Origin of the sequence: Pseudomonas sp. S10E 269 (genome assembly GCF_002798465.1) — a bacterium.
GTDB lineage: Bacteria > Pseudomonadota > Gammaproteobacteria > Pseudomonadales > Pseudomonadaceae > Aquipseudomonas > Aquipseudomonas pergaminensis.
Genome location: NZ_PHIJ01000001.1, coordinates 370,641 through 394,085, shown reverse-complemented (window position 1 = coordinate 394,085; position 23,445 = coordinate 370,641). Strand labels below are relative to the sequence as shown.

28 protein-coding genes are annotated in these 23,445 nt (G+C 60.7%); 16 read left to right on the top strand and 12 right to left on the bottom strand.

Going from position 1 to position 23,445, the window contains the following annotated elements; genetic code table 11:
• Nucleotides 1-211 precede the first annotated feature (211 nt).
• Together CWC48_RS01940 and greB are read left to right on the top strand one after the other, a co-directional pair.
• On the top strand, nt 212-1,198 hold the full coding sequence (locus CWC48_RS01940; RefSeq protein WP_100491219.1) for a hypothetical protein: 987 nt from the start codon (nt 212-214) through the stop codon (nt 1,196-1,198).
• 113 nt (nt 1,199-1,311) lie between these two features.
• Complete coding sequence (greB, locus tag CWC48_RS01935) at nt 1,312-1,785, top strand: transcription elongation factor GreB (protein WP_078047544.1); 474 nt, start codon at nt 1,312-1,314, stop codon at nt 1,783-1,785.
• A 45-nt stretch (nt 1,786-1,830) separates the two neighbouring features.
• Here greB and CWC48_RS01930 read toward each other — a convergent pair whose 3' ends face one another.
• Nucleotides 1,831-4,341, bottom strand: coding sequence for an ABC transporter permease (locus CWC48_RS01930; RefSeq protein WP_099492391.1), 2,511 nt, complete (start codon nt 4,339-4,341; stop codon nt 1,831-1,833).
• The gene (locus CWC48_RS01925) at nt 4,341-5,024 is read right to left on the bottom strand and encodes an ABC transporter ATP-binding protein (RefSeq protein ID WP_005786391.1); all 684 of its coding nucleotides are present in this window, start codon (nt 5,022-5,024) and stop codon (nt 4,341-4,343) included. Before CWC48_RS01925 ends, CWC48_RS01930 begins: the two co-directional genes overlap by 1 nt.
• Nucleotides 5,025-5,034: 10 nt before the next feature.
• Between CWC48_RS01925 and CWC48_RS01920 the strand changes: the two genes are divergently transcribed.
• From CWC48_RS01920 to CWC48_RS01910, 3 genes are all read left to right on the top strand, one after another.
• Complete coding sequence (locus tag CWC48_RS01920) at nt 5,035-5,640, top strand: arylesterase (protein WP_016975368.1); 606 nt, start codon at nt 5,035-5,037, stop codon at nt 5,638-5,640.
• Between the two features lie 58 nt (nt 5,641-5,698).
• Complete coding sequence (locus tag CWC48_RS01915) at nt 5,699-5,992, top strand: hypothetical protein (protein WP_010211879.1); 294 nt, start codon at nt 5,699-5,701, stop codon at nt 5,990-5,992.
• 73 nt (nt 5,993-6,065) lie between these two features.
• A complete protein-coding gene (locus CWC48_RS01910; RefSeq protein WP_078047546.1) occupies nt 6,066-7,034 on the top strand; it encodes a L,D-transpeptidase family protein in 969 nt (322 codons plus the stop codon).
• A 122-nt stretch (nt 7,035-7,156) separates the two neighbouring features.
• Here CWC48_RS01910 and oprI read toward each other — a convergent pair whose 3' ends face one another.
• Nucleotides 7,157-7,408 carry an outer membrane lipoprotei OprI gene (oprI, locus tag CWC48_RS01905; RefSeq protein ID WP_003172710.1) on the bottom strand — a complete coding sequence of 84 codons (252 nt, stop codon included), beginning with the start codon at nt 7,406-7,408 and terminating at the stop codon, nt 7,157-7,159.
• A 613-nt stretch (nt 7,409-8,021) separates the two neighbouring features.
• Between oprI and CWC48_RS01900 the strand changes: the two genes are divergently transcribed.
• Nucleotides 8,022-8,303, top strand: coding sequence for a GNAT family N-acetyltransferase (locus CWC48_RS01900; protein WP_003189869.1), 282 nt, complete (start codon nt 8,022-8,024; stop codon nt 8,301-8,303).
• A 64-nt stretch (nt 8,304-8,367) separates the two neighbouring features.
• On the opposite strand, the gene CWC48_RS01895 is transcribed toward CWC48_RS01900, so the two are convergent.
• Together CWC48_RS01895 and CWC48_RS01890 are read right to left on the bottom strand one after the other, a co-directional pair.
• Nucleotides 8,368-9,444, bottom strand: coding sequence for a 3-deoxy-7-phosphoheptulonate synthase (locus tag CWC48_RS01895; RefSeq protein ID WP_016975370.1), 1,077 nt, complete (start codon nt 9,442-9,444; stop codon nt 8,368-8,370).
• A gap of 131 nt (nt 9,445-9,575) precedes the next feature.
• Nucleotides 9,576-10,010, bottom strand: a complete 435-nt coding sequence (locus CWC48_RS01890) for a PilZ domain-containing protein (protein ID WP_078047547.1) — start codon at nt 10,008-10,010, stop codon at nt 9,576-9,578.
• Here CWC48_RS01890 and CWC48_RS01885 point away from each other — a divergent pair.
• The 5 genes from CWC48_RS01885 (at nt 10,009) to cysB (ending at nt 13,923) form a co-directional block, all read left to right on the top strand.
• Nucleotides 10,009-10,395: a thioredoxin gene (locus CWC48_RS01885; RefSeq protein ID WP_100491218.1), complete on the top strand. Its 387-nt coding sequence runs from the start codon at nt 10,009-10,011 to the stop codon at nt 10,393-10,395. The two genes, CWC48_RS01890 and CWC48_RS01885, sit on opposite strands and share 2 nt — an antisense overlap.
• Entirely contained in the window at nt 10,392-11,354 is a 963-nt protein-coding gene (locus tag CWC48_RS01880) for a putative 2-dehydropantoate 2-reductase (protein WP_100491217.1), read from the top strand. The genes CWC48_RS01885 and CWC48_RS01880 overlap by 4 nt, the downstream gene beginning before the upstream one ends.
• 14 nt (nt 11,355-11,368) lie before the next feature.
• Nucleotides 11,369-12,274, top strand: a complete 906-nt coding sequence (locus tag CWC48_RS01875; protein WP_099492394.1) for a 5'-nucleotidase — start codon at nt 11,369-11,371, stop codon at nt 12,272-12,274.
• A gap of 70 nt (nt 12,275-12,344) precedes the next feature.
• The gene (locus CWC48_RS01870) at nt 12,345-12,845 is read left to right on the top strand and encodes a universal stress protein (protein WP_078047551.1); all 501 of its coding nucleotides are present in this window, start codon (nt 12,345-12,347) and stop codon (nt 12,843-12,845) included.
• 103 nt (nt 12,846-12,948) lie between these two features.
• Nucleotides 12,949-13,923 carry an HTH-type transcriptional regulator CysB gene (cysB, locus tag CWC48_RS01865; RefSeq protein WP_012722988.1) on the top strand — a complete coding sequence of 325 codons (975 nt, stop codon included), beginning with the start codon at nt 12,949-12,951 and terminating at the stop codon, nt 13,921-13,923.
• Nucleotides 13,924-14,044: 121 nt separating this feature from the next.
• Here the strand turns inward: cysB and CWC48_RS01855 are convergent, their stop codons facing one another.
• Together CWC48_RS01855 and CWC48_RS01850 are read right to left on the bottom strand one after the other, a co-directional pair.
• The gene (locus CWC48_RS01855; RefSeq protein ID WP_078047552.1) at nt 14,045-14,527 is read right to left on the bottom strand and encodes a GreA/GreB family elongation factor; all 483 of its coding nucleotides are present in this window, start codon (nt 14,525-14,527) and stop codon (nt 14,045-14,047) included.
• Between the two features lie 6 nt (nt 14,528-14,533).
• Nucleotides 14,534-14,902 (bottom strand): hypothetical protein, encoded by a 369-nt coding sequence (locus CWC48_RS01850; protein ID WP_100491215.1) that lies wholly within the window; start codon nt 14,900-14,902, stop codon nt 14,534-14,536.
• Nucleotides 14,903-15,034: 132 nt separating this feature from the next.
• Here CWC48_RS01850 and earP point away from each other — a divergent pair, with 132 nt between their 5' ends.
• Together earP and CWC48_RS01840 are read left to right on the top strand one after the other, a co-directional pair.
• Nucleotides 15,035-16,168: an elongation factor P maturation arginine rhamnosyltransferase EarP gene (earP, locus tag CWC48_RS01845; protein ID WP_100491214.1), complete on the top strand. Its 1,134-nt coding sequence runs from the start codon at nt 15,035-15,037 to the stop codon at nt 16,166-16,168.
• A gap of 49 nt (nt 16,169-16,217) precedes the next feature.
• Nucleotides 16,218-16,790 carry an elongation factor P gene (locus CWC48_RS01840; protein WP_003172723.1) on the top strand — a complete coding sequence of 191 codons (573 nt, stop codon included), beginning with the start codon at nt 16,218-16,220 and terminating at the stop codon, nt 16,788-16,790.
• A 65-nt stretch (nt 16,791-16,855) separates the two neighbouring features.
• On the opposite strand, the gene CWC48_RS01835 is transcribed toward CWC48_RS01840, so the two are convergent.
• The 4 genes from CWC48_RS01835 to CWC48_RS01820 all read right to left on the bottom strand — a co-directional run bounded on the left by CWC48_RS01835 (nt 16,856) and on the right by CWC48_RS01820 (nt 20,068).
• The gene (locus CWC48_RS01835) at nt 16,856-17,872 is read right to left on the bottom strand and encodes an alpha/beta hydrolase (RefSeq protein ID WP_078047555.1); all 1,017 of its coding nucleotides are present in this window, start codon (nt 17,870-17,872) and stop codon (nt 16,856-16,858) included.
• 28 nt (nt 17,873-17,900) lie between these two features.
• On the bottom strand, nt 17,901-18,320 hold the full coding sequence (locus CWC48_RS01830; protein WP_010176159.1) for an organic hydroperoxide resistance protein: 420 nt from the start codon (nt 18,318-18,320) through the stop codon (nt 17,901-17,903).
• Nucleotides 18,321-18,584: 264 nt separating this feature from the next.
• On the bottom strand, nt 18,585-19,037 hold the full coding sequence (locus CWC48_RS01825) for a MarR family winged helix-turn-helix transcriptional regulator (protein ID WP_078047556.1): 453 nt from the start codon (nt 19,035-19,037) through the stop codon (nt 18,585-18,587).
• A gap of 80 nt (nt 19,038-19,117) precedes the next feature.
• Nucleotides 19,118-20,068 (bottom strand): LysR family transcriptional regulator, encoded by a 951-nt coding sequence (locus tag CWC48_RS01820; protein WP_078050885.1) that lies wholly within the window; start codon nt 20,066-20,068, stop codon nt 19,118-19,120.
• 108 nt (nt 20,069-20,176) lie between these two features.
• Here CWC48_RS01820 and CWC48_RS01815 point away from each other — a divergent pair, with 108 nt between their 5' ends.
• Nucleotides 20,177-20,926 carry a sulfite exporter TauE/SafE family protein gene (locus tag CWC48_RS01815; RefSeq protein ID WP_078047557.1) on the top strand — a complete coding sequence of 250 codons (750 nt, stop codon included), beginning with the start codon at nt 20,177-20,179 and terminating at the stop codon, nt 20,924-20,926.
• Here the strand turns inward: CWC48_RS01815 and CWC48_RS01810 are convergent.
• Nucleotides 20,916-21,797 carry a LysR family transcriptional regulator gene (locus tag CWC48_RS01810; RefSeq protein ID WP_078047558.1) on the bottom strand — a complete coding sequence of 294 codons (882 nt, stop codon included), beginning with the start codon at nt 21,795-21,797 and terminating at the stop codon, nt 20,916-20,918. The genes CWC48_RS01815 and CWC48_RS01810 overlap by 11 nt on opposite strands.
• A gap of 70 nt (nt 21,798-21,867) precedes the next feature.
• Between CWC48_RS01810 and CWC48_RS01805 the strand changes: the two genes are divergently transcribed.
• Both CWC48_RS01805 and CWC48_RS01800 read left to right on the top strand, forming a co-directional pair.
• Nucleotides 21,868-22,074: a DUF1127 domain-containing protein gene (locus CWC48_RS01805; RefSeq protein WP_177409465.1), complete on the top strand. Its 207-nt coding sequence runs from the start codon at nt 21,868-21,870 to the stop codon at nt 22,072-22,074.
• Between the two features lie 45 nt (nt 22,075-22,119).
• On the top strand, nt 22,120-23,349 hold the full coding sequence (locus CWC48_RS01800) for a winged helix-turn-helix domain-containing protein (RefSeq protein ID WP_100491212.1): 1,230 nt from the start codon (nt 22,120-22,122) through the stop codon (nt 23,347-23,349).
• The last annotated feature ends 96 nt before the right edge of the window (nt 23,350-23,445 follow it).

Below are 23,445 nucleotides of genomic sequence, written 5' to 3'. Positions count from 1 at the left end.
GAATAAGTTTGGCATGACGTAAGGGAATTTAAAAAAGGGTACGGGTAATGGTCGTTTTTGGGAACGTCGATCAACATTTATAAGAGAAGTCCTACGTGTGCGGCACGTGGGTCACTGAAACAATGTGTTGTGTTTTTGAATGTCAAATTCCTGAATATTTATTGGGCTGTTTATATAAACTTTCTGTCCTGCACGATGAGGCCTGATTGCCATGATGTTGCTACGTACTCTTGTTCTTGAACGCGACGGTCAGGATGCTCCGGTTAACGGCGCATTGCTCTGTGGTTTTGCTGTAGGTCAGGCTGCCTCAAACTTTCTTGTCTACAGCCTGGATGAAGAAGTAGAGCCGGGAAGTTCCAGGGTCTATATCGCTGCCCTGCGTAAGAAAGCCGACCGCTACTTTCTTGGAGGGGTTGAGTCCAGGGACGATCTGCAGACGGCCTTACATGTTTTCAAACAAATACTGACAGTGGCTGCTTCGGGCGTTAAAGCGGGAGGCGTTACCGAAACCCAAGTGGCCTATCATTTTATCGATTTAAAGGGCTGCAAGTTGCCGCCTGCGCGGCCTGAGGAACATCATTCGGTAATTATCAAGAAAGCGCTGGTCATGAAAGTGATCACGCTGGGCATGTCCGCGCCGACGCTGCCGGCGATCGAAAGCGCCTCAGTGATCGTGCCGTCCATTCGTTTTTCGTCGCAAATGGTCGCCCCACCGAAAGAGCCAGGCCCAGCCGAGCTGCCTCGGTTGCCTGTACAGGAAGATCCCGTTGAAGAGCCCCGACAGGAACCCTTCGCACCGCCGGTCATCGCGGTTCAGGCCATGCCCACTGTCTCGACTGAGCCGAGTACGCCGGCGCAGTTGAACCCCCCGGCATCTACTGACCACAGTACATTGTTCGAAGTCGACAGCACGTTGACCAACCTTGCCCGCGTCGCACAGGAGCTGACCCAGCAGAAACTCGCTGCAACCGAGCGGGAGACAGCGCTTGAGCAGTGGCAGGCGCGACTGCAACAGGAACAAAGCCAACTGGATGAAAAAGCTCGAGCGCTGGAGCAACGCACCGCTCAATTGCATGATCAGTCGCTTGCGGTCAGCCAGAGAAGCGAAGCCCTCAAGGCGATGATGTCGAAGATGTCGGGCTTGCGGCAGAACCTGCGAGGCATGCTGATTGAGTTGGATCAATCACTGGACAGCTAGACTGGTCTGGCTACTTTCACGGGTTCATTTATGATCAACGCCAGCCAGTCGAGGCTCGGGTGTTAAACCCGGGCGTATCGGCAATTATGGATATTGCCTGGGGATGCGAGCGTTTGAGTACCAAGCTGATTACCAAAGAAGGCCATGAAGCGCTAAAGAAGGAGCTGGATTACCTGTGGCGTGAAAAGCGCCCGGACACCACGCGCAAAGTGACCTGGGCTGCCTCGCTGGGGGATCGCAGCGAAAACGCCGATTACCAGTACAACAAGAAACTGCTGCGTGAGATCGACCGTCGCGTGCGTTACCTGCGCAAGCGCCTGGAGGATATGCGTGTGGTGGAGTACATGCCCGAGCAGGAGGGCAAGGTGTTTTTCGGCGCCTGGGTGGATATCGAGAACGAGCAGGGCGAAACCAAGCGTTTTCGTATTGTCGGTTATGACGAGATTTATGACCGGATGGACTACATCTCCATCGATTCCCCCATGGCCCGTGCATTGTTGCGCAAGGAAGTGGACGACGAAGCCATGGTGCAGACCCCGAGTGGTGAAGTGTGCTGGTGGATCACCGGGATCGAATATGTGAAGTGAGCAAAATGGGCCCGCATTCTGTGAGGAATGCGGGCCCATCGCGTTTTACCCTTCGCGCAATACCGTCAGGGGGCTGGCATTCAGTGCGCGGCGGGTGCCGAACACACCGGCACCGCCGATCAGCACGGCGCCGATCACCGGCAGCAGCAACAGCCATGGGTGAGGGTGCCAGGCCAGGTCGAACGCGTAACGGTACAGCACGAAGGTCACAAGCTCCGTGCCCAACGCCGCGAGCAGGCCACTGACCGCACCCAGCAAGCCGAACTCGATACGCCTGGCCTTGACCAGCAACTTGCGTTCGGCGCCCAGTGCACGCAGCAGTGCCCCTTGGCGAATGCGTTCATCCAGGGTGGCTTGCAGGCCGGAGAACAGCACCGCCATCCCTGCCGCCAGCACAAACAGCAGCACATATTCCACCGCCAGGGTCACCTGGGCGAGGATGCTGCGCAACTGCTCCAACAGCGCCTCGACCTGCAGGATGGTCACCGCCGGGAACGCCCGGGACAGGTCGACGATCTGCTGGTCATGCCCAGGTGCCAGGTAGAAGCTGGTCAGGTAGGTGGCCGGCAGGTCCTTCAAGGTGCCCGGCTGGAAAATCATGAAGAAGTTGGGCTGGAAGTTATCCCAGTTGATGGTCCGCAGGCTGGTCACCCGCGCTTCACGGTTTTCACCGCCCACCGTGAACACCAGGTGGTCGTTGAGCTTGAGCTTGAGGCTTTGCGCCACCTTGGCTTCGACAGAGACGCCAGGGATTTCATCGGTGGGTTGTTGTGACCACCACGAGCCCGCGGTCAGGGCGTTGCCCGGCGGCAGATCGGCGGCCCAGGTCAGGCTCAGGTCGCGTTGCACCGCACGATCACCGCTGGAATCCTTGCTGACAATTTCCTGTACGGGTTCACCGTTGATACTGATCAAACGCCCCGGCACTACCGGATACAGCGGTGCGGATTGCGCTTGCAGTTCCAGCAGGCGGGCGCCAAAGGCATCCTTGTCGGCAGGCAGGATATTCAAGGCGAAATAGTTGGGCGCATCCTTGGGCAACTGGTTTTGCCAAGTGTCGAGCAACTCACCCCGCAGCAGGGCGATCAAGCCCATGGACAGCAGGATCAAGCCAAATGCCAGGGATTGGCCGGCCGCTGCCAGCGGGTGACGCAACAGTTGGCCCAGGCCCAGACGCCAGGGCAGGGACGCGCGAGCCAGCAGGCGACGCAGGCTTTGCAACAACAGCAGGAGCAAGCCGCCGAGTACCAGCGCGGCGACCACGCCGCCGCCGAGCAGGGCGAAGGTCAGCACCAGGTCGAGGCTCAGGCGCCACATGATCAGGCCCAGTGCGAACAATGCTGCGCCATAGACCATCCAGGTGCTGGAAGGGATCGGCAGCAGGTCGCGGCGCAGCACCCGCAGCGGTGGCACGCGCCCCAGTGCCGCCAGCGGCGGCAGGGCGAAACCGGCGAGGGCGACCAGCCCGGTGCCGATCCCGGCAATTGCCGGTAGCAGCCCGCCGGGAGGAACATCCGCCGGCAGCAGGTCGTGGAGGAAATAGAACAGGCCAAACTGCGCCAGCCAGCCAAGCACGGCGCCGGTCAGGCTCGCCAGCAGCCCCAGGACGCTCAGTTGCAGGCTGAACAACAACATGGCTTCACGCCGTGACAAGCCCAGGCAACGCAGCAATGCGCTGGCATCGAAACGTCGGGTGGCGAAGCGGTTGGCCGACAGCGCCACGGCCACACCGGCCAGCAGTACCGCGACTAGGCTGGCCATGTTCAGGTAACGCTCGGCCTTACCCAGGGCGCCGCCGATCTGCTGGTTGCCGTCCCGTGAATCCTGCAACCGCTGGTTGGCGGCGAGCCCCGGTTTGACCAGGTCGCGATAGGTCTGCAACACGGTGCTGCCCTGCGGCCCGCGCCACAACTCGCGGTAACTGACGCGGCTGCCGGGCTGCACCACACCGGTGGCGTCCAGGTCTGCCAGGTTGATCATCACCCTGGGCGTGAGGCTGTAGAAATTACCCGCGCGATCCGGCTCGTAGGTCAGCACGCGGGCCAGGCGCAGCGTCTTCATGCCTACGTCGATGCTGTCGCCGACTTTCAGGTCCAGCGCGGTCAGCAGTCGGGCTTCCACCCAGGCTTCACCGGGTTTCGGGCCGCCACCGGCGGTTTCATCGCCAAAAGGCGCGGCAGCGCTTTTCAGTTCACCGCGCAGAGGGTACTGCTCGTTGACGGCCTTGATGCTGGACAGCTGGATGCCGTTATCGGTGGCAATGACGCTGGAAAATTCCACCACCCGGGCGTGATCCAGGCCCAGCTCGGTGCCCGACTGGATTTGTTCGGGGCGAGCGGGCGAGCTGCCCTCGAGTACCAGGTCGGCGCCGAGGAACTCGGTCGCGCGCAACAGCATCGCGCCGTTGAGGCGCGCACCGAAGTAGCCGATGGCAGTACTGGCGGCCACAGCCACCAACAGGGCAAAGAACAGTACGCGCAATTCGCCGGCGCGGGCATCGCGCAGCAATTGGCGCATGGCAAGACTGAACAGGCGCAACAGCGGCAAACGTGCCATCAAGGCTCCAGGGGCGCGACCATCAGGCCGGCTTCAAGGCGGATCAGGCGTCGGCAACGGTGGGCCAGGCGCTCGTCGTGGGTGACCAGCACCAGGGTCGTGCCGCTTTCTTTGTTGAGTTCGAACAGCAGGTCGCTGATGCGCTCGCCGGTGTGGCTGTCGAGGTTGCCGGTGGGTTCATCGGCAAACAGCACGTCCGGTTCTGCGGCAAAGGCGCGGGCAATCGCCACCCGTTGCTGCTCGCCACCAGAGAGTTGGCGTGGCGAGTGGGTGAGGCGTTGGCCCAGGCCTACGCGTTCCAGCAGGTGCCGGGCGCGCTCACGGGCGTCTTTGCGGCCGTCCAGTTCCAGCGGCAGCATGACGTTTTCCAGCGCGTTGAGGCTGTCGAGCAGTTGGAACGACTGGAACACGAAGCCCACATGCTCGGCACGAATGCGCGCGCGCTGGTCTTCGTCAAGGGTGCTGAGGGCTTGCCCGGCGAGGGTGACTTCGCCGCTGCTGGGCAGGTCGAGGCCGGCCAGCAGGCCCAGGAGGGTGGATTTGCCGGAACCGGAGCTGCCGACGATAGCCAGGCTATCGCCCTTGTTCAGTTCCAGGCTCAGTTCGTGCAGGATAGTCAGTTCACCTTCCGCGCTGGGAACCACTTTGCTAAGGTTCCGCGCGGTGAGAATGCTTGCGCCCATGGAGAATCCGATGCGAATGTGGTTTTTGAGTGCTGGCCTGGCCTTGATGTGCATGGCCCAGAACGCAGCGGCGGGTACAGTCCTGATCGTTGGCGATAGTATCAGTGCCGGTTTCGGCCTGGATACCAGCAAAGGGTGGGTTGCCCTGCTGCAGCAACGGCTCAAGCAGGAAGGTTTCGACGATAAAGTGGTCAATGCCTCCATCAGTGGCGACACCAGTGCCGGAGGCTTGGCGCGGCTGCCGGCGGCGCTTGCAGAGCATAAGCCGGACGTGGTGGTGATCGAGCTGGGCGGTAACGATGGCCTGCGCGGGCAGCCGCCTGCGCAATTGCAACAAAATCTTGCGTCGATGATTGACCAGTCCAAGGCCGGCGGGGCCAAGGTGTTGTTGTTGGGGATGCAGTTGCCACCCAATTATGGCCCGCGATACACCACTGCATTTGCCGAAGTCTATGGTGTGCTGGCCAAGGAAAAAAACGTCCCGCTGGTGCCGTTTTTTCTCGATGGCGTGGGTGGCCATCCGGAGCTGATGCAGGCCGATCAACTTCACCCGGCGGTCGGCGCCCAGGGCAAGTTGCTGGAAAATGTCTGGCCGACGCTAAAACCGCTGCTATGACGCTTTTCTACCGGCAGGCTTTCGGCTAAGGTGGCGCCCCCCCGATTTGGAGCCCCTGATGTCGCGTCCTGCCTGGTCCCTGTTTAACTACCAACTGATCGAGCCGGACGAGCAGCTGGATCTGTTCGCCTGCCAGGAAGTGCGGGTGCATCTGGTGGCGCGTCAACTGGAACTGGGCGGCTCCATCGATCGCACGTTGTGCGGCACCCTATTGCCGGCGCAACCGCGTTGGTCGCGGGTTGATCGTTCGATCTTCCAGGACCAGCGCCTGTGCCCGCTGTGCCGGGCCATCCTGGAGTCGCAGAAACGTGGCACGCCGCCGATCTGGCCGGAGCTGCGTTTCGAGCTGTAGGGGGCAGCTAGAAGCGCGCTTCACGTATACAATCGTCTTTTACCTACCCGTCGTTCTGCGAAGGATTTTCCGGATGTTGTCGCGCCTTTCCGTCGTCACCTGCTGCCTGTCCCTTGCTGCACTCTGTGCGGCCGGTTCTGCGTCAGCCCTGCAGTTGCCCTTGCCACCACCGGGTGAAGACATCGTCGGTCAGGTCCAGGTGATCAAGGCCAAGTACGAAGACACCTTCGCCGACCTGGGCACCACCTATGACCTGGGGTACTCGGAGATGGTCGCGGCCAACCCCGGCGTGGATGCCTGGTTGCCGGGCGCGGGTACTGAGATCGTGTTGCCGACGCGTTTCATCCTGCCACCCGGTCCTCGGGAAGGCATTGTGATCAACCTGGCGGAATACCGGCTCTATTACTTCCCCAAGGGCCAGAACGTGGTCTACACCTTCCCGCTGGGGATCGGTCGTGAGGGCTGGGGGTCGCCCATCGCCCACACCAGCATCATTGCCAAGACGCCCAACCCGACCTGGACACCGCCAGCCTCGATCAAGGCCGAGCACGCCGCCAATGGTGACCCACTGCCCAACGTGGTGCCAGCCGGCCCGGACAACCCATTGGGCCCGTTCAAGTTCACCCTGGGCACGCCGGGTTACCTGATCCACGGTTCGAACATGAAATTTGGTATCGGCACGCGTACAAGCCACGGCTGTTTCCGCATGTTCAACAACAACGTGCTGGAGATGGCCGGCATGGTGCCGGTGGGCACGTCGGTGCGCATCATCAACGATGCCTACAAGTTCGGTCGCAGTGGCGGCAAGGTCTACCTTGAAGCGCATACGCCGTTGAATGATGACGGGACCCCGTCGGTGGTCGACAAACACACCGCCGTCATCAACGCTTTGCTCAAGCGTGAAGACTTGGCCAACCAATTGCGCGTGAACTGGGACCAGGTGCGTGACGTGGTTGCGGCGGAAGACGGCTTGCCGACGGAAATCGGCGTGCCTGGCGCAGCCTCGGTGGCCGCCAGTGCGCCGATCGATCTGCAGCAGTAACGCTGTTTGATCAACAGCCCGCTACGGCGGGCTTTTTATTGCCCGCGATTCGGACACAAACCCCAGGCAATAAAAAAGCCGACCCATAAATGGATCGGCTTGATAACAACCCCGAAGGATTATTACTTGCGGCTAGCTTTTTCAAGCATACGCAGAGCGCGCTCGTTAGCTTCGTCAGCAGTCTGTTGTGCTTTTTGAGCAGCAGCCAGAGCTTCATCAGCTTTACGGTAGGCTTCGTCTGCACGAGCCTGGGAGCGAGCTGCTGCGTCTTCAGTTGCAGTCAGACGTGCTTCGGTTTCTTTGGAGACGCTGCTGCAACCGGTAGCCAGAACTGCGGCCAGAGCCAGTGCAGAGAATTTCAGAACGTTGTTCATCGTGTTCCCCTTCAAGGACTTTCTATTAGATGGCTAGTTCGCCCAGAGTGAGCCAATAGCCGGCGTACATACTACCCATTACTTGTAGTAAGTAAACTGACGTAGCGCAAGAAGCAAAAAAAATTCTCGCGTCGAATCTATTTTGGCTAATCTTTTGGAGGTTTGTATAAAAACCGTCCAATTTTTTTCATACAGGCGAAAATTGGATCCAGGCTGAAAGGGCCGGCCCGCATGTGTTAAGCCCTGTAAACAGATGAAAATTTATATATCCATGCTGACACTTACGTTCAGCATGGCTTTGCGTTGTCCTGCATCTTTTACGCATGTAGAGGTGACTTTAAGAGCGCCTGTTCGTCTTAAGGTTCAACTGCCGGCAATGTTCAGGCTTTCGATCATCGGTTGATCGGAGCCCTTTCTATATCCACCAGCGGCAGGGGATGACGAGTGCGCCTTGAGCAATTGCAGGATTGGTGCCTACTATTCCCTACGTGCTGGTTGTGAGCGCTCAGGGTTTTCTCGTTGTCGAAACCGGCACGGGGTGGCGTAGATGTTCCTTCGCCGGAAAAACATCGGTAAGGTAGGGGTCAGAAACCAAGACCCGCGAGGAGTAGTGATGAGCGAGGCGTTGTCCATCCACCATGACCAGGCTGGTCATCAGTTCGAGACCAATGTGGACGGTCATCGTGCCTATCTGACCTATATGGACCTCGGCAAACAGACCCTGGATATCTATCGGACCTTCGTGCCCAACGCACTGCGGGGCCGGGGGATTGCGGCGGCACTGACCGAGGAAGCCTTGAAGTTCGCCGAAGAGGCAGGCTACACGGTGATCCCGTCCTGCTCCTACGTCGAACGCTACATGGAGCGCCACCAGCGCCATGCCGCGAAGCTGTAAACCGTAAACAACAGCATGAAAAACGCCGGGCTTAGCCCGGCGTTTTTGTGTGCGCAGTTTAAAGTCAGGTGCGTTTGCGTTTAGGCAGAACGTCCTTGAGCTTGGCATGCATGCTGCGCAGGGTGTTTTCGGTGGCGGCCCAGTCGATGCAGGCATCGGTGATCGATACGCCGTACTGCAAGTCGGCCAGGTCTTTTGGAATCGCCTGGCAACCCCAATTCAGGTGGCTCTCGACCATCAGGCCGATGATCGACTGGTTGCCTTCCAGGATCTGGTTGGCCACGTTTTCCATCACCAGCGGCTGCAGGGCCGGGTCCTTGTTGGAGTTGGCGTGGCTGCAGTCGACCATGATGTTCGGCTTGATCTTGGCCTTGTTCAGCGCCTGTTCGCACAGGGCAACGCTGACCGAATCATAGTTGGGCTTGCCATTGCCGCCGCGCAACACCACGTGACCGTAGGCGTTGCCCTTGGTGGTGACGATGGACACGCCACCTTCTTGGTTGATACCCAGGAAACGGTGCGGGCTGGACACCGACTGCAGCGCGTTGATCGCCACGGTCAGGCCGCCATCGGTGCCGTTCTTGAAGCCCACGGCCGAAGACAGGCCGGACGCCATTTCGCGGTGGGTCTGGGATTCGGTGGTGCGTGCGCCGATGGCCGACCAGCTGATCAGGTCCTGCAGGTACTGCGGGGAGATCGGGTCCAGGGCTTCGGTGGCGGTGGGCAGGCCCATCTCCGCCAGGTCCAGCAACAACTGACGACCAATGTGCAAGCCGTCCTGGATCTTGAACGAGTCGTCCAGGTACGGGTCGTTGATCAAGCCTTTCCAGCCGACGGTGGTGCGCGGTTTTTCGAAATAGACGCGCATCACCAGATAGAGGGTGTCGGACACTTCCGCCGCCAGCACTTTCAGGCGCTCCGCGTACTCGTGGGCAGCCTTGAGGTCGTGGATCGAGCAAGGCCCGATGACGACGAACAGGCGGTGGTCGGTGCCGTCGAGAATGTCACGGATGACTTCGCGGCCCTTGGTGACGGTCTGCAGGGCAGCGTCGCTCAGAGGGATTTCGCGCTTGAGCTGATCGGGCGTGATCAGGGTCTCGTTGGATTCGACGTTTAGGTCATTGATCGGTAAATCAGCCATCGTGTTACTCGTCAGGGTCACGGGTGCCGGCCGCCAGCCATCCCCGTGCGGCGGAGCACAGCATGATTTGAATGCAGGGGGGAGGAACCTTAGCGCGTAACACGGGCCCGCGACAATGGGCAAAGCCCGCTTTAATCCAGCGCTGGCGCCACAAAGGCCTCATGGGAGAACTCGCTGGCATGGCGCGATACCCACTCGCGGGCCAGGGCTTCGAGTTGCTGGGGTGTCGGTTCGGCATCTTCGTGCTGGCGGCAGTAGCGCTCTATCCGGCATGCTTGCTCACCCATGCGTGCACCGAACAAGGCATGTTCGTCGGTAAACGAGATACCGACGCGGTAGCCGGTTTCCACCTTGCGGCACCACGCCACGTAGCCAGGATAACGCGCGCTGGCACCCAGGGAAGGAATGTGCAGATCAACCGCAGTGCCTTCGCGCCAGGCACGTGGCCAATGGCAGGCGATGCCGCCCAGGCCGCTGATGTGCAGGCGTTGGCGGGGGATAGCAGGAGAGGGGCGTTGGATTAACTCGACAGCGACATCATCAGGGTGAGGTAAAAAACGACCCATGTACACGGACTCCGAGCACCGTCCAATTGACGGCGGTGGCAGCAGTATAGTGAAGGAACTGGAATTGACCGACCTGGATATTGACCAGCAATTGCTGGGATTGCCAGGTATTTCGCTCGTTGTGTTTACGAGCCATGGGTGTTCCAGTTGCCGGTGGGCGCGCCAGCAGTTGCCGGGTTGGCCGTTGCCAGTGGACCGGGTGTGTTGGGTGGACGCCGGGCATAACGGTGGGGCGGTCGAACGCTACCAGATCTTTCATTTGCCGGCGCTGTTCGTGGTGTGCGAGGGTCAATTCCTTGGGCAAATACAGACACGTCTTACGCGTGACGACATTTCTGATGCAGTAAAACAGGCACTCACCCGTCCACCTGAGGATTTGCCATGACAGCAGTTACACCCCAGTCGCCACGGATCGGCATTATCGGCACCGGTGCCATCGGTGGTTTCTACGGCTTGATGCTGGCACGCGCCGGTTTCGATGTGCACTTCCTGTTGCGCAGTGAATACGCGGCCGTCAGTGAGCACGGCCTGCACTTGAACAGCACGGTGCATGGCCCGTTGCACCTGCACCCGGTGCAGGCTTACGCCCGTGCTGCCGATATGCCGCCGTGCGACTGGCTGCTGGTGGGCACCAAGTCGACCGGCAACGTCGAACTGGCCCCGACCCTCGCCCAGGTGGCGGCGCCAGGTGCCAAGGTGGTGTTGCTGCAAAATGGCCTCGATGTCGAAGACAGCCTGCGTGAACACCTGCCAGCGTCGCTGCACCTGCTCGGTGGACTGTGCTACATCGGCGTGCACCGTTCGGCCCCCGGCGTTATCGAGCATCAGGCGTTGGGCCGGGTCAACCTGGGTTACCACAGTGGCACGGCGGCCAATGACGAAGCCCTTCAAAAGGCCATTGTCGAAGCCGGTGCCGCGCTGTTTCACCAGGCCGGCATCGAGTCCCAGGCCATGGCCAACGTGCATCAGGCCCGTTGGCACAAACTGGTGTGGAACGTGCCCTACAATGGCCTCTCGGTATTATTGGGCACCGGCACCACGGCCATGATGGCGGACGAGTCCAGCCGCGGACTGATCCAGGCGCTGATGGCCGAAGTGGTGCAGGGCGCGCACGCTTGTGGTCATGACATCCCCCAAAGCTACGCCGAGCAGATGTTTACCATGACCGAAACCATGGACGACTACCTGCCGAGCATGTACCACGACCATGTGCACAAACGCCCGCTGGAACTGGCGGCGATCTATGCCCGGCCACTGGCAGCTGCCAAGGCTGCCGGTTGCGAACTGCCGCGAATGCAGGCGCTGTACCAGGCCTTGAGTTTTATTGATCGGCGTAACCGCTGAGTAGGGGAGGCACCATGGCAAAAGGCTTGGGCGACAAACTGGTGCTGGCGATCTCGTCGCGGGCACTCTTCGACTTGAGTGAAAGCCATAAGGTCTACCTGGCCGAAGGGGTCGAGACCTACCGCCAGTACCAGATCGAACACGAGGAGGAAATCCTCGAGCCCGGTGACGCCTTCCCGCTGGTCAAGAAGCTGCTCAGCCTCAATGCCAGCCTCGGCCGCGCCCGGGTCGAAGTGGTGCTGGTGTCGCGCAACAGTGCCGACACCGGCCTGCGCGTGTTCAATTCAATCCAGCATTACGGCCTGGATATTTCCCGCGCCGCTTTCGTAGGCGGGCGTAGTCCTTATCCTTATTTGGCGGCCTTTGGCTGCCATCTGTTTCTGTCGACCCACGCCGAGGATGTGCGCAGTGCCCTCGATGCAGGGTTTGCGGCGGCGACGATTCTGTCGGGCGGCCCGAACCGCGCCTCCAGTGAAGAACTGCGCATTGCCTTCGACGGCGACGCGGTGTTGTTTTCCGATGAGTCGGAGCGTGTGTACCAGGCCGGTGGCCTGGCAGCGTTCCAGGCCAATGAGCGGGAGGCGGCGCGCCAGCCGTTGCACGGAGGTCCTTTCAAGGGGTTTCTAGCGGCACTCAACTTGTTGCAGCGCGAGTTTCCCGATGAGGCCTGCCCGATCCGCACCGCCTTGGTCACTGCCCGTTCGGCGCCGTCACACGAGCGGGTAATTCGCACGTTGCGTGAATGGGATATCCGCCTGGACGAGTCGTTGTTCCTGGGCGGCCTGGAGAAATCCGCGTTCCTGGAGGCGTTTGCCGCCGATGTGTTTTTCGATGACCAGGCCGGGCATTGCGAGAAAGCCATGGAGTTTGTCGCCACCGGGCACGTGCCCCATGGCATCAGTAACGAGGTGAAGATCTAAGTCAATCCAAGACGCCTGGGCGCTGCTAAGCTGATTTCATCTCCGCCATCCTGGCCGTCCAGGAGGTCTTATGATTCGTTCGATGCTGTACGCCACGGACCTCGGTCTGTATGCGCCTTATGTGATGCAGCATGCGCTGGCGCTGGCGCGGACGTTCAAGGCGGACCTGTATGTGATTCACGTGGTCGAGCCCATCGGGCTGTTCGCCGAATCGGTGTTACAGAGCTACCTTGATGAGAAGGCCCTGAGTGAATGGCAAAGCCAGGGGGTAACCACGGTAATGGCGACGATCGAACAGCGGGTGCTGGACAGTTTTCGCGAGGAGTTGGGGGACGGGGAGCAAGACCTGAAGTTGATTCGCTCGGTACGGGTGATCCAGGGGGACCCGTGTGAGGTGATACTCGACCAACTGCGCAAACTTTCCGTCGACCTGTTGATCGTAGGAAGTCATAGCCATGCAACTGCGGCGGCCACCCCGTTGGGGCGCACGGCTGCACGGGTGCTGCAGTTGTCTACGGTGCCGGTTTACCTGGTGCCTTCGTTGCAACGTCGACGCAGTGATGACGTGTGATGGGTAAAAACGATAAAAAGTTCTAGATTTATCCATCGAACCTTTAATATAGTTATATACCGTCGCTGATACCCGTGGCGTCTATCTGCTTTGAGGGACACATATGAAGCTTCAACAACTGCGCTACATCTGGGAAGTGGCGCACCACGACCTCAACGTTTCCGCTACCGCTCAAAGCCTCTACACCTCGCAACCCGGTATCAGCAAGCAGATCCGCCTGCTCGAAGACGAGCTGGGCGTAGAAGTGTTCGCGCGCAGTGGCAAGCACCTCACCCGCGTCACTCCGGCCGGTGAGCGCATCATCACCACCGCTGGCGAGATCCTGCGCAAAGTCGAAAGCATCAAGCAGATCGCCCAGGAATTCTCCAACGAGAAGAAGGGCACCCTGTCCATCGCTACCACCCACACCCAGGCGCGTTATGCGTTGCCGCCGGTGATCCGCGACTTCATCAAGCAATACCCCGACGTTGCCCTTCACATGCACCAGGGTTCGCCGATGCAGATCGCCGAGATGGCCGCTGACGGCACCGTCGATTTCGCCATCGCCACCGAGGCCCTGGAGCTGTTCGGTGACCTGGTCATGATGCCGTGCTACCGCTGGAACCGTTGCGTGGTTGTGCCGCAAGGTCACCCATTGGCCAAGCTGCCGAAGCTGACCCTGGAAGCCCTGGCTGAATACCCGATCGTGACTTACGTGTTCGGTTTCACCGGCCGTTCCAAACTTGACGAAGCCTTCAGCCATCGCGGCCTGACGCCAAAAGTGGTGTTCACCGCTGCCGATGCCGACGTGATCAAGACTTACGTGCGCCTGGGCCTGGGCGTGGGTATCGTCGCCAAGATGGCGGTCGACACTGCCCTCGACAAAGACTTGGTGGTGCTCGATGCCAGCGAACTCTTCGAGTCCAGCGTGACCAAGATCGGTTTCCGTCGTGGCACGTTCCTGCGTGGCTTTATGTGCGATTTCATCGAGAAGTTTGCGCCGCACCTGACCCGCGAAGTCATGGCCAAAGCGATCCAGTGCCACAACAAGCAGGAACTGGAAGAGTTGTTTGATGGCGTTGAGCTGCCCGTCCATTAAGTGAATGAAGGCGATCCACTGTAGGAGCGCGCTTGCTCGCGAAAATCGTCAACGATAACGCAGGGGGCCAGGATTCACCCGGCGTGCTTGCGTTCTTCGCCAGCAAGCTCGCTCCTACAGGTTATTTGGCGTCGGTAACCGTGAAGTGTTGCCGGGCGCCTGCCACCAGAATCTCCACCTCATCGCCTTCGAACTTGCCCAGCAGGCTCTTGCCCAGCGGCGAGCGCGGGGTGATGACGGTCACCGGTTGCCCGACCACGTCCACTTTCAAGCCCGCCGCATCCGGCGCCAGGAACAGCCATTGCTGGCGACCGTTCTCATCCTCCAGGCCCAGTAGCGCGCCGATCTCTATGCCCCGCTGATCGTCGTAGGGCCGCAGTGTCAGGTTCTGGCACAGCGCGAGCGACTGCTTGATCTCCTCGACACGCTTGGCTTGCCCGGCCGCCAGGTAGGACGCTTCCAGCCCTAGGGTGTCGTACTTGTTCTCGGCGATGTTTTCTTCGTGGGTCGCGGTTTCGTAGGCGGTCTGCGCGGCACGTTGGGCGATGTCGAGATCGACGCTGAGCTTTTCCAGGATCAACAGGTGGACGGCGTGTTTATTCATTGGTCATCAATCGCAGAATTGCAGGACATTGGCCCGGGTCTTTTCGTTGGGGGCGTTCTGGTCCTGTTGCAGCCAGAACTGGCATTTGGGGTTGGACAGGTTGCGCGCATTGTTGCGAGCCTGGTCCAGGCTTTGTTGCTGCTCCTGCTTTTGCAGGTTCTGCTGGTATTGCTCGAACAGGCGATTAGGCGGTTCAGGCGCCACAACCTCAGGCTTGCCCAATTGCTGCACCGCCTGGGCCACCGGCGCCAGGCTCTGCGGGAACAGATAGCGCGACGCCAGCCAGGTGGTCAGCACAATAGCGATAAACCCCAGCCACACGCCAAACGCGATAGCGGCACTGAGCTTAAACAGCGACAACGGACGATCAGACATGATGGCCTCCTGGCAGGCATTGACGGCGTGGCGGCGATTGTCGCACAGCCGCTGCGCAGAATAATCGCGATCAAGCCTTCTGCATCCGTGCATTTATGCGGACAATCGAGCCTTTGAGCGTTGGAGCCCGGAATGAAAGCCCGCTGGGATATTTTTTGCAGCGTCGTCGACAACTACGGCGACATCGGCGTGACCTGGCGCCTGGCCCGGCAATTGGTGGCGGAGCATGCCTGTGATGTGCGCTTGTGGGTCGACGACCTGCGCGCCTTCGAACGCATGTGCCCGGACATTGATGTGCAGCAAGACCTGCAATGGCAGGAAGGCGTCGAAGTGCGGCATTGGCCGTCAGAGTGGGTACAGGCGTCTGCGGCGGATGTGGTGATTGCCGCGTTCGCCTGCCAGTTGCCGCCGGACTACATGGAAGCCATGGCTGCACGTGAACGCACGCCATTGTGGATGAACCTGGATTACCTCAGTGCCGAAGAGTGGGTGGTGGGTTGTCACAGGTTGCCGTCGGTGAAGTTCAAGGGCGTGCAGAAGTACTTCTTCTTTCCAGGGTTCCGAGCCGGCACCGGTGGCCTGCTGCGCGAAGCGGGGTTGCTGGAGCAGCGTCGGGCGTTTCAGCAGGATGCCAGTGCGCAGCAAAGCTTCCTGCATGCCTTGGGCGTGTCTCCTACAATGGGTGCGCGGCTGATCTCACTGTTTGCCTATGAAAATGCCGGGCTGGCCAGTTGGCTCGAGGTGTTATCGACGGACGGACGTGCCACTCATCTGCTGGTGCCCGAGGGGCGCATCCTTGGCGATGTGCAGCGCTGGCTCGGCGTGGATCGGTTGGCGGCGGGGGATATCCACGAGCGCGGATCGCTGACCGTGCAGGTCATCGCATTCGTGCGCCAAGAGCAATATGACCGCCTGTTGTGGTGCTGCGACTTCAATGCCGTGCGCGGCGAAGACTCCTTCGTGCGCGCCCAGTGGGCCGGCCGGCCGCTGCTGTGGCACATCTATCGGCAGGACGAAGACATCCATCTCGACAAGCTTGATGCCTTCCTTGAGCTGTACACCGTCGACTTGTCGCCGGCGGCCAGGGCGGCCTTGATCGGGCTCTGGCAAGCGTGGAACACCGAGGCCGATATGGCTCAAGCGTGGAAAATGCTGCTGGAGCACTGGCCAGAGGTGAGCCAGCGCGCCGAAACATGGTGTCTGGAACAGGGCTTGCAGGCCGATCTTGCGACGGCGCTGGTGAAGTTTTATGAAAGTTGGATATGATACGCCACCTTGAATTTTGTAAATCCCATCCAAATTTCGGATATATGCAATGAAAACTGGTAAAGAACTGAAACCCGGTACAGTGATCCGTCTCGAAAACGACCCTTGGCTGGTTCAGAAAGCTGAGTTCACCAAGTCTGGTCGTAACAGCGCAATCATGAAGACCAAGCTGAAGAACCTGCTGACCGGTTACAAGACCGAGATCGTCTACAGCGCCGATGACAAACTGGACGACGTGATCCTCGACCGCAAAGAAGCGACCCTGTCCTTCATCAGCGGCGACACCTACACGTTCATGGACACCACCGACTACACCATGTACGAGCTGAACGCTGAAGATATCGAAGCCGTTCTGCCGTTCATCGAAGAAGGCATGGAAGACGTCTGCGAAGCTATTTTCTTCGAAGAGCGCCTGGTTTCCGTAGAGCTGCCGACCACCATCGTGCGTAAAGTGGCCTACACCGAAGGTTCCGCTCGTGGCGACACGTCGGGCAAGGTGATGAAGCCTGCCAAGCTGAGCAACGGTACCGAACTGCAAGTGGCCGATTTCATCGAAATCGACGACCTGATCGAGATCGATACCCGCGAAGGTGGTTCGTACAAAGGTCGCGCCAAGAAGTAATTCTGGCCCTGCCGATACGAAAAAAAGCCCGACCTTGAGTCGGGCTTTTTTGTGGGCGTTACGTTTTACTTCAGGTGTTGCTTCAGCTCATCCGAGGCCTGGAGCAAGGCTGAGCGCACGGCTGGCACCTGGCTGATCACGTTGAGCAAACCGTAGTCGTGGATCATGCCGTTGTAGCGCACGGCGGTCACCGGCACACCGGCAGCATCCAGCTGGCGGGCATAGGCCTCGCCTTCATCACGCAGCACGTCGGCACCAGCAGTCTGGATCAGCGCGGGCGGCAAGCCCTTGAGCTGGTCCGTCGTTGCCCGCAGCGGCGAGGCGTAGATCTCGGCGCGCTGGTTGGCGTCGGTGGTGTAGTTGTCCCAGAACCACTTCATCATGTTCTTGGTGAGGAAGTGCCCTTCGGCGTACTGGTTGTAGGACCCGGTGTCGAAGTTGGCATCGGTCACCGGCCACAACAGCAGCTGGAACTTGATCGCCGGCGTGCCCTTGTCCTTGGCCATCAGGCTGACCACCGCCGCCATGTTGCCGCCGACACTGTTGCCGGCTACCGCCAGGCGCTTGCCATCGACGTTGATCTCTTTACCGTGCTCGGCCACCCATTTGGTTGCGCCGTAGGCCTGGTTGATGGCCACCGGGTAGTGCGCTTCCGGCGAAGGTGTGTAGTTGACGAACACCGCCACCGCCCCCGAACCCACGACCAGATCCCGCACCAGGCGTTCATGGGTCGGGTAGTCCCCGAGCACCCAGCCGCCGCCGTGGAAGAACATGAACACAGGCAAGGTGCCCTTGACTCCGGCCGGACGCACGATGGTCAGGTCGAGCGGCTTGCCATCGACCTGGATGGTCTTCTGGCTCACGTCCGCCTTGGGCAGCGTCAGCTTCACACCGGCCTGGGCGCCGGTCAGTACGGCACGGGCATCCTTGGGCGTCAGCTGTTCCATCGGTTTGCCGGTGCCTGCGTTCAACACATCCAGGAACGCCTGGGTGTTGTGCTCGACTTCACCGGTCGCCGCGAAGGCGTTGCTGATGGACAGGGCGAGCAGGGTGCCGGTGAGCGCTTTACCAATTGTGTTCATTTCGTTCTCCAGGGGCGGCCAAGGTCATTTAGACGGTCACGTGCAGGCGTACATCGACGTTGCCACGGGTGGCGTTGGAGTACGGGCAGACTTGGTGAGCGGCGTCGACCAGGCTTTGCGCGTCGTCCTGGGCCAGGCCCGGCAGGCTGATGTGCAGGTCGATATCCAGGCCGAAACCACCGGGGATCTGGCCGATGCCGACGTGGGCAGTGATCGAGGCGTCATCCGGGATTTTGCGTTTGGTCTGGCTGGCGACGAATTTCAGGGCGCCGATAAAGCAGGCCGAGTAGCCGGCAGCGAACAGTTGTTCAGGGTTGGTGGCCTGGCCTCCGGCACCGCCCAATTCTTTAGGGGTGGACAGTTTGACGTCGAGGATGTTGTCGCTGGAAACAGCACGACCATCACGGCCGCCGGTGGCGGTAGCTACTGCGGTATAGAGCGTTTGCATGGTGTTTTCCTCTTGGGTTTTTAGCGCTAAATATTTGCGCGCTAAGTAGTTGGTGAGATGAATGTATAGCGCTAATTTTTAGCGCGCAAGATAAATTTTAAAATTTTTATGAAGAAAATGAATTCCGAAAACACCGCGTAACGAAAGTGGGAGCTGGCTTGCCTGCGATTGCGGTGTATCAATCAGCGCATGGATGACTGATCTATCGCGATCGCAGGCATGCCAGCTCCCACAGTTTAGATAGGCGGTGTCTGGTTTAACGTGTCAAACGCTGGCTTGCAGGTTGGCGCGCAAGGCAATCAGGTCGCCTTGCAACTTGCGCAATTGCTCCAGCTCCAGGCCGCTGGCGCCGAGGATGCACTGCGGGATACCCATGGCCTTGTCTTGCAGGGCACGGCCGGCGGCCGTCAATTCAACGACCACCACCCGTTCATCCTCGCGGCTACGGGTACGGCTGAGCAGGCCTTCGGCTTCCAGGCGCTTGAGCAGGGGGGTGAGCGAGCCCGGATCGGTCAGCAAGCGGCTGCTGATTTCGCCGACGGTCAAACCATCCTCTTCCCACAGCACCATCATGGCCAGGTACTGCGGATAGGTCAGGCCGAGTGCTTGCAACAGCGGCTTGTAGACCTTGGTCATCAGCAGCGAGGTGGAGTGCAGGGCGAAGCACAGCTGGTTGTCCAGCATCAGCGATTCGCAGGGATCAGGGTTCTTGCTCATGGCGGTACCTCGAAAAAGCGTGTCTGGGCTGGAATCTAGCGGGCAAATCTTTAATGCGCCAGATAATTCTGTCCGAGCGGTCAGGCCAAGCCACTTTGCAGGGCCAGGTCCCACGGCGGCACGGGGCTGAACCGGGTTTTCAGGTATTCCAGCAACAAGCGGCTGCGCGCATTGGGCTGCTGTTCCAGGCGCAGCGCATAGATCCCGGTGGTCTCCGGGCTGGGCAGGCCGTTTTCGCAAAACAGCGGCAGCAGTTCACCGCGCACCAGGTACTCACTGGCAAGCCACGTGGGCAAGTGCGCGATGCCCAACCCCGCCAGGGCACCCGACAGCAAGGCTTCGGCATTGTTGGCGCTCATGCGGATGCGTCGCGGCCGATAGGTAGCACGGCGACCATCCAGCTCGAAGCGCCAGGCGAACATCGGCGCCAGGCCGTCCCAGTCCAGCCCGTCGTGCTCGCTCAGCTCCAGAGGATGGGTGGGCGTGCCTCGGCTTTTCAGATACGCCGGGCTGGCGCAGGCGATGCGCACGATGCTCGCCAAGGGCGTGGCGATCAACCGCGTGTCGACGATATGCCCGGCGCGCAGCACCAGGTCCACCTTGCCCAGGTGCGCGCCCTGCATGTCCACAAAGCTGTCGATCAAATGCAGGTGCACATCCAGGCCGGGGTACACGTTGAGGAAGTCCGCTATCACCGGCGCCAGGTGCCGTCGACCAAAGGCCGCGGGCGCGTCCACCCGAATCAGGCCCTCCGGTGCGTGGCTGAGGGATACCGCCTCGGCCCGCGCCAATTGCAACTCGCTGACAATCCGTCGCGCCCGTTCGGCAAACGCCAAACCTGCCGGGGTCGGCACCACCGCGTGGGTACTGCGCTGGAACAGGCGGCTGCCCACTGAATTTTCCAGGCTGTCGATGCGCCGAGCCACCGCAGAGGGCGTCAGCGGATGGCGGCGGGCGGCGGCAGAAAAGCTGCCGGTTTCCAAGACATCGAGAAACAGGCCCAGTTGATCAGTCAGGGTATTGGGGTTCATCAAACGCTGCTTATGCAAGATTGGCACAGCCATTGTGCGTTGCTGTGCGTTTCCGCGCCAGAGCCGACTGCGTAGCATGCAAGGCCTGGGATTGCGGAGAAACAAGCGGTGTTGGATTTAGCGATGTACCTGGTGTTGGGCGCGGCCCTTGGCACGGTGGGCGGCCTGTTTGGCATTGGCGGCGGGCTGATTGCAATCCCGGTGCTGGGAGTGTTGTTCGGCTTGGACCAGCAACTGGCCCAAGGCACGGCGCTGGTGATGGTGGTGCCGAATGTGATGCTGGCGCTGTGGCGCTATCACCAACGCAACCGCATTGAACTGCGGCATGCGCTGCCGTTGGGCGTCATGGGGTTCACCTTTGCCTGGCTCGGGTCGATCTGGGCGGTGGGCCTGGACGCGGGGGCGATGCGCATCGGCTTTATCGCTTTTTTGCTGACGCTTTCAGCCTACAACCTGCTGCGCATGTTCACCCGCAACGCGCCGCCGACCGCCCAGATGCGTTATTCCTGGCCGTGGCTCGGGGTACTCGGTGCCGCCTCCGGCTCCATGGGGGGGCTGTTTGGCGTCGGCGGCGCGGTGGTCGCAACGCCAGTGCTGACCAGCCTGTTCGGCACCACCCAAGTGGTTGCCCAAGGCTTGTCCCTGGCCTTGGCATTGCCCAGCACGGGCGTGACATTGGTGACCTACGCCTGGCACCAGGAGGTGGACTGGATGATCGGCGTGCCGCTGGCCGTCGGCGGTTTGCTCAGTATCAGCTGGGGCGTGAAGGTCGCCCACGCGCTGCCGGAGCGCGTGCTGCGTGGCCTGTTCTGCGGCTTCCTGGTGGTGTGCGCGGTGATGCTGACCTTTAAAGTCTGAAGCCTTCGAGGATGTATTCTGCCAGGCATTCGGTGATGGGCGAGGTCATCGCCGGGTTGCGCAGCAAGCGCAGATTCATCGACGGCAGCGGGGGGAAGCCTTCTTCGCTGCCGAGGACGCGCAAGTCTTCGGTAACCAGGCTTTCCATGCTGACCATCACCGCCAGGCCGGAACTCACCACGGCCTGGATCGCCGCCACATTGGAGCTGTGGTAAGCCAGCCGGTAGTCGCGCCCGGCAGCGTCCAGGGCTGCGCGGGTCCACTGGGTGCAAAAGCTGTCGACGCCGGAAATCGCCAACGGTAATGCATCGTGCTCGTCCACACAGAAGCACGGCGCCGCCACCCAGACCATGCGCTCGGTGCGCAGCAATTCGCCGATCTCGTTGCCGGGCTCACGGCTGATCACGGTCAGCGCCAGGTCGCGGCGCTGCATCAATACGTTCGACGCCTCGCAGTGCATCTCGATCTGGATCAGCGGATACGCCTTGGAAAACCGTTTGAGAATCCCCGGCAGGAAACGCATCACGTAGTCGTCCGGCGTGCCGATGCGCACCAACCCGACCATGTGCGGTTCACGCAGGGTGTTGAACACTTCGCTGTGCAGTTTCAGGATGCGCCGCGCGTACCCCAGCAGCACCTGGCCTTCGGGCGTCAGCCGTACCTGGCGACCATCACGCTCGAACAGCTTGCGCTGCAACACGTCTTCTTCCAGGCGTTTCATCTGCATGCTCACCGCCGACTGGGTGCGGTTGACCAGCTCGCCAGCTCGGGTGAAACCGCCCTGGTCGGCGATGGCGACGAAGGTGCGCAGCACTTCAGTGTCGATACTCGGGTAGCCGGACAATTGATCAATCTCCGAGATGTATTGCATAAGAAACATTCGTTGGATTGATCTTAAGCCCAGGCACACACTTGCGTCATCCCCACTGGAGGGCGAGAAGATGAAAGGTCAAAGAGGTTTTGTGTTGATGGCGAAACGTCCGTTTGCCGGGCTGTTTCACAAGATTGCCCGTTGGCAGGCGCTGCATGAGGAGCGCCAGATGCTGGCGACCTTGAGTGATGATGCGCTCAAGGACATCGGTCTCAACCGTGGCGATGTGGAGCAGGAGCGCCACCTGCATTTCTGGCAAGACCCGCTGCGAAAATGACCCAGGATGCAGTAGGGTAGTCGGCGAGCATCCACGGAGAACCCCATGCCCGCCGACCTGTCGTTTTCACTCAAACAAGCTCGACGCATGGCACTGGCGGCCCAGGGTTTTTCCGGGCGCCAGGCGCCTGCCCTGATCAAGGCTGCGCACCTTAATCGCATGATCGAACGCCTGGGCGTGTTGCAGATCGATTCGGTCAATGCCGTGGTGCGCTCCCATTACCTGCCGCTGTTTTCCCGCCTGGGCCACTACTCCCCGCTGATACTTGAACAAGCCGCCTGGAGCCAGGGGCGACGGCGTTCGCTGTTCGAATATTGGGGGCATGAGGCGTCGCTGTTGCCAATGGCGCTGTACCCGCTGATGCGCTGGCGCATGGAGCGGGCCAAGCAGGGCCAGGGCATTTATTCGCAGATGGCGCGCTTTGGGCGTGAGCAACAGGCGACGATCCAGCGCGTACTGCAGACGGTTGAGCAACAAGGTGCGCTGGGTGCCGGCAGCTTGTCGACCCGCGAGGAACGCGCCGGCCCGTGGTGGGACTGGAGCGACGAGAAACACGCGCTGGAATGGCTGTTTGCCGCCGGCCTCGTCACGGTTGCGGGGCGGCGTGGGTTTGAGCGGCTCTATGATTTGCCGGAGCGGGTCATTCCCGGCGATATCCTGCATGCCACTGTCACAGAGGCCGAGGCCCAGCGCGGTCTGCTGCTGCACAGCGCGAGGGCCTTAGGCGTGGCGACCGAGAAGGACCTGCGCGACTACTTCCGCCTCGATCCGGCCGACAGCCGCCAGCGCCTGGCCGAACTGGTGGAGGACGGGCAGTTGCAGGTCTGCCAGGTGCAAGGCTGGAAACAACCGGCGTATTGCCTGCCCGAGCCGAAAGTGCCACGCAACGTGCCGGCCAGCGCATTGCTGTCGCCGTTTGATTCGCTGGTCTGGGAGCGTGCGCGTACCGAGCGCCTGTTCGATTTCCGTTACCGCCTGGAGATCTATACGCCACAAGACAAAAGGGTTTACGGCTACTACGTGCTGCCGTTTCTGCACAACGAACGTATCGCGGCGCGCATCGACCTGCGTGCCGAACGCGCCAATGGACGCCTGGCGGTGCATGCGGTGCACGAAGAAGAGCCGGGGCTGGATGAGCACGGGATGCAGGCGCTGGCGCAGAACCTGTTGCAAATGGCCGACTGGCTGGGGCTGGAACAGGTACAGCTCAATTGCCAGCGGCCGAGTGGCGACCGGTTGCGGGTGGCGATGATCACTCGGGGCAGTGCTCTCTAGGACGCCATCGCGGGCAAGCCCGGCTCCCACAGGGGGACGCGGGCACCAGTGGGAGCCGGGCTTGCCCGCGATGGCGTCAGAACAGGCGACTTAACG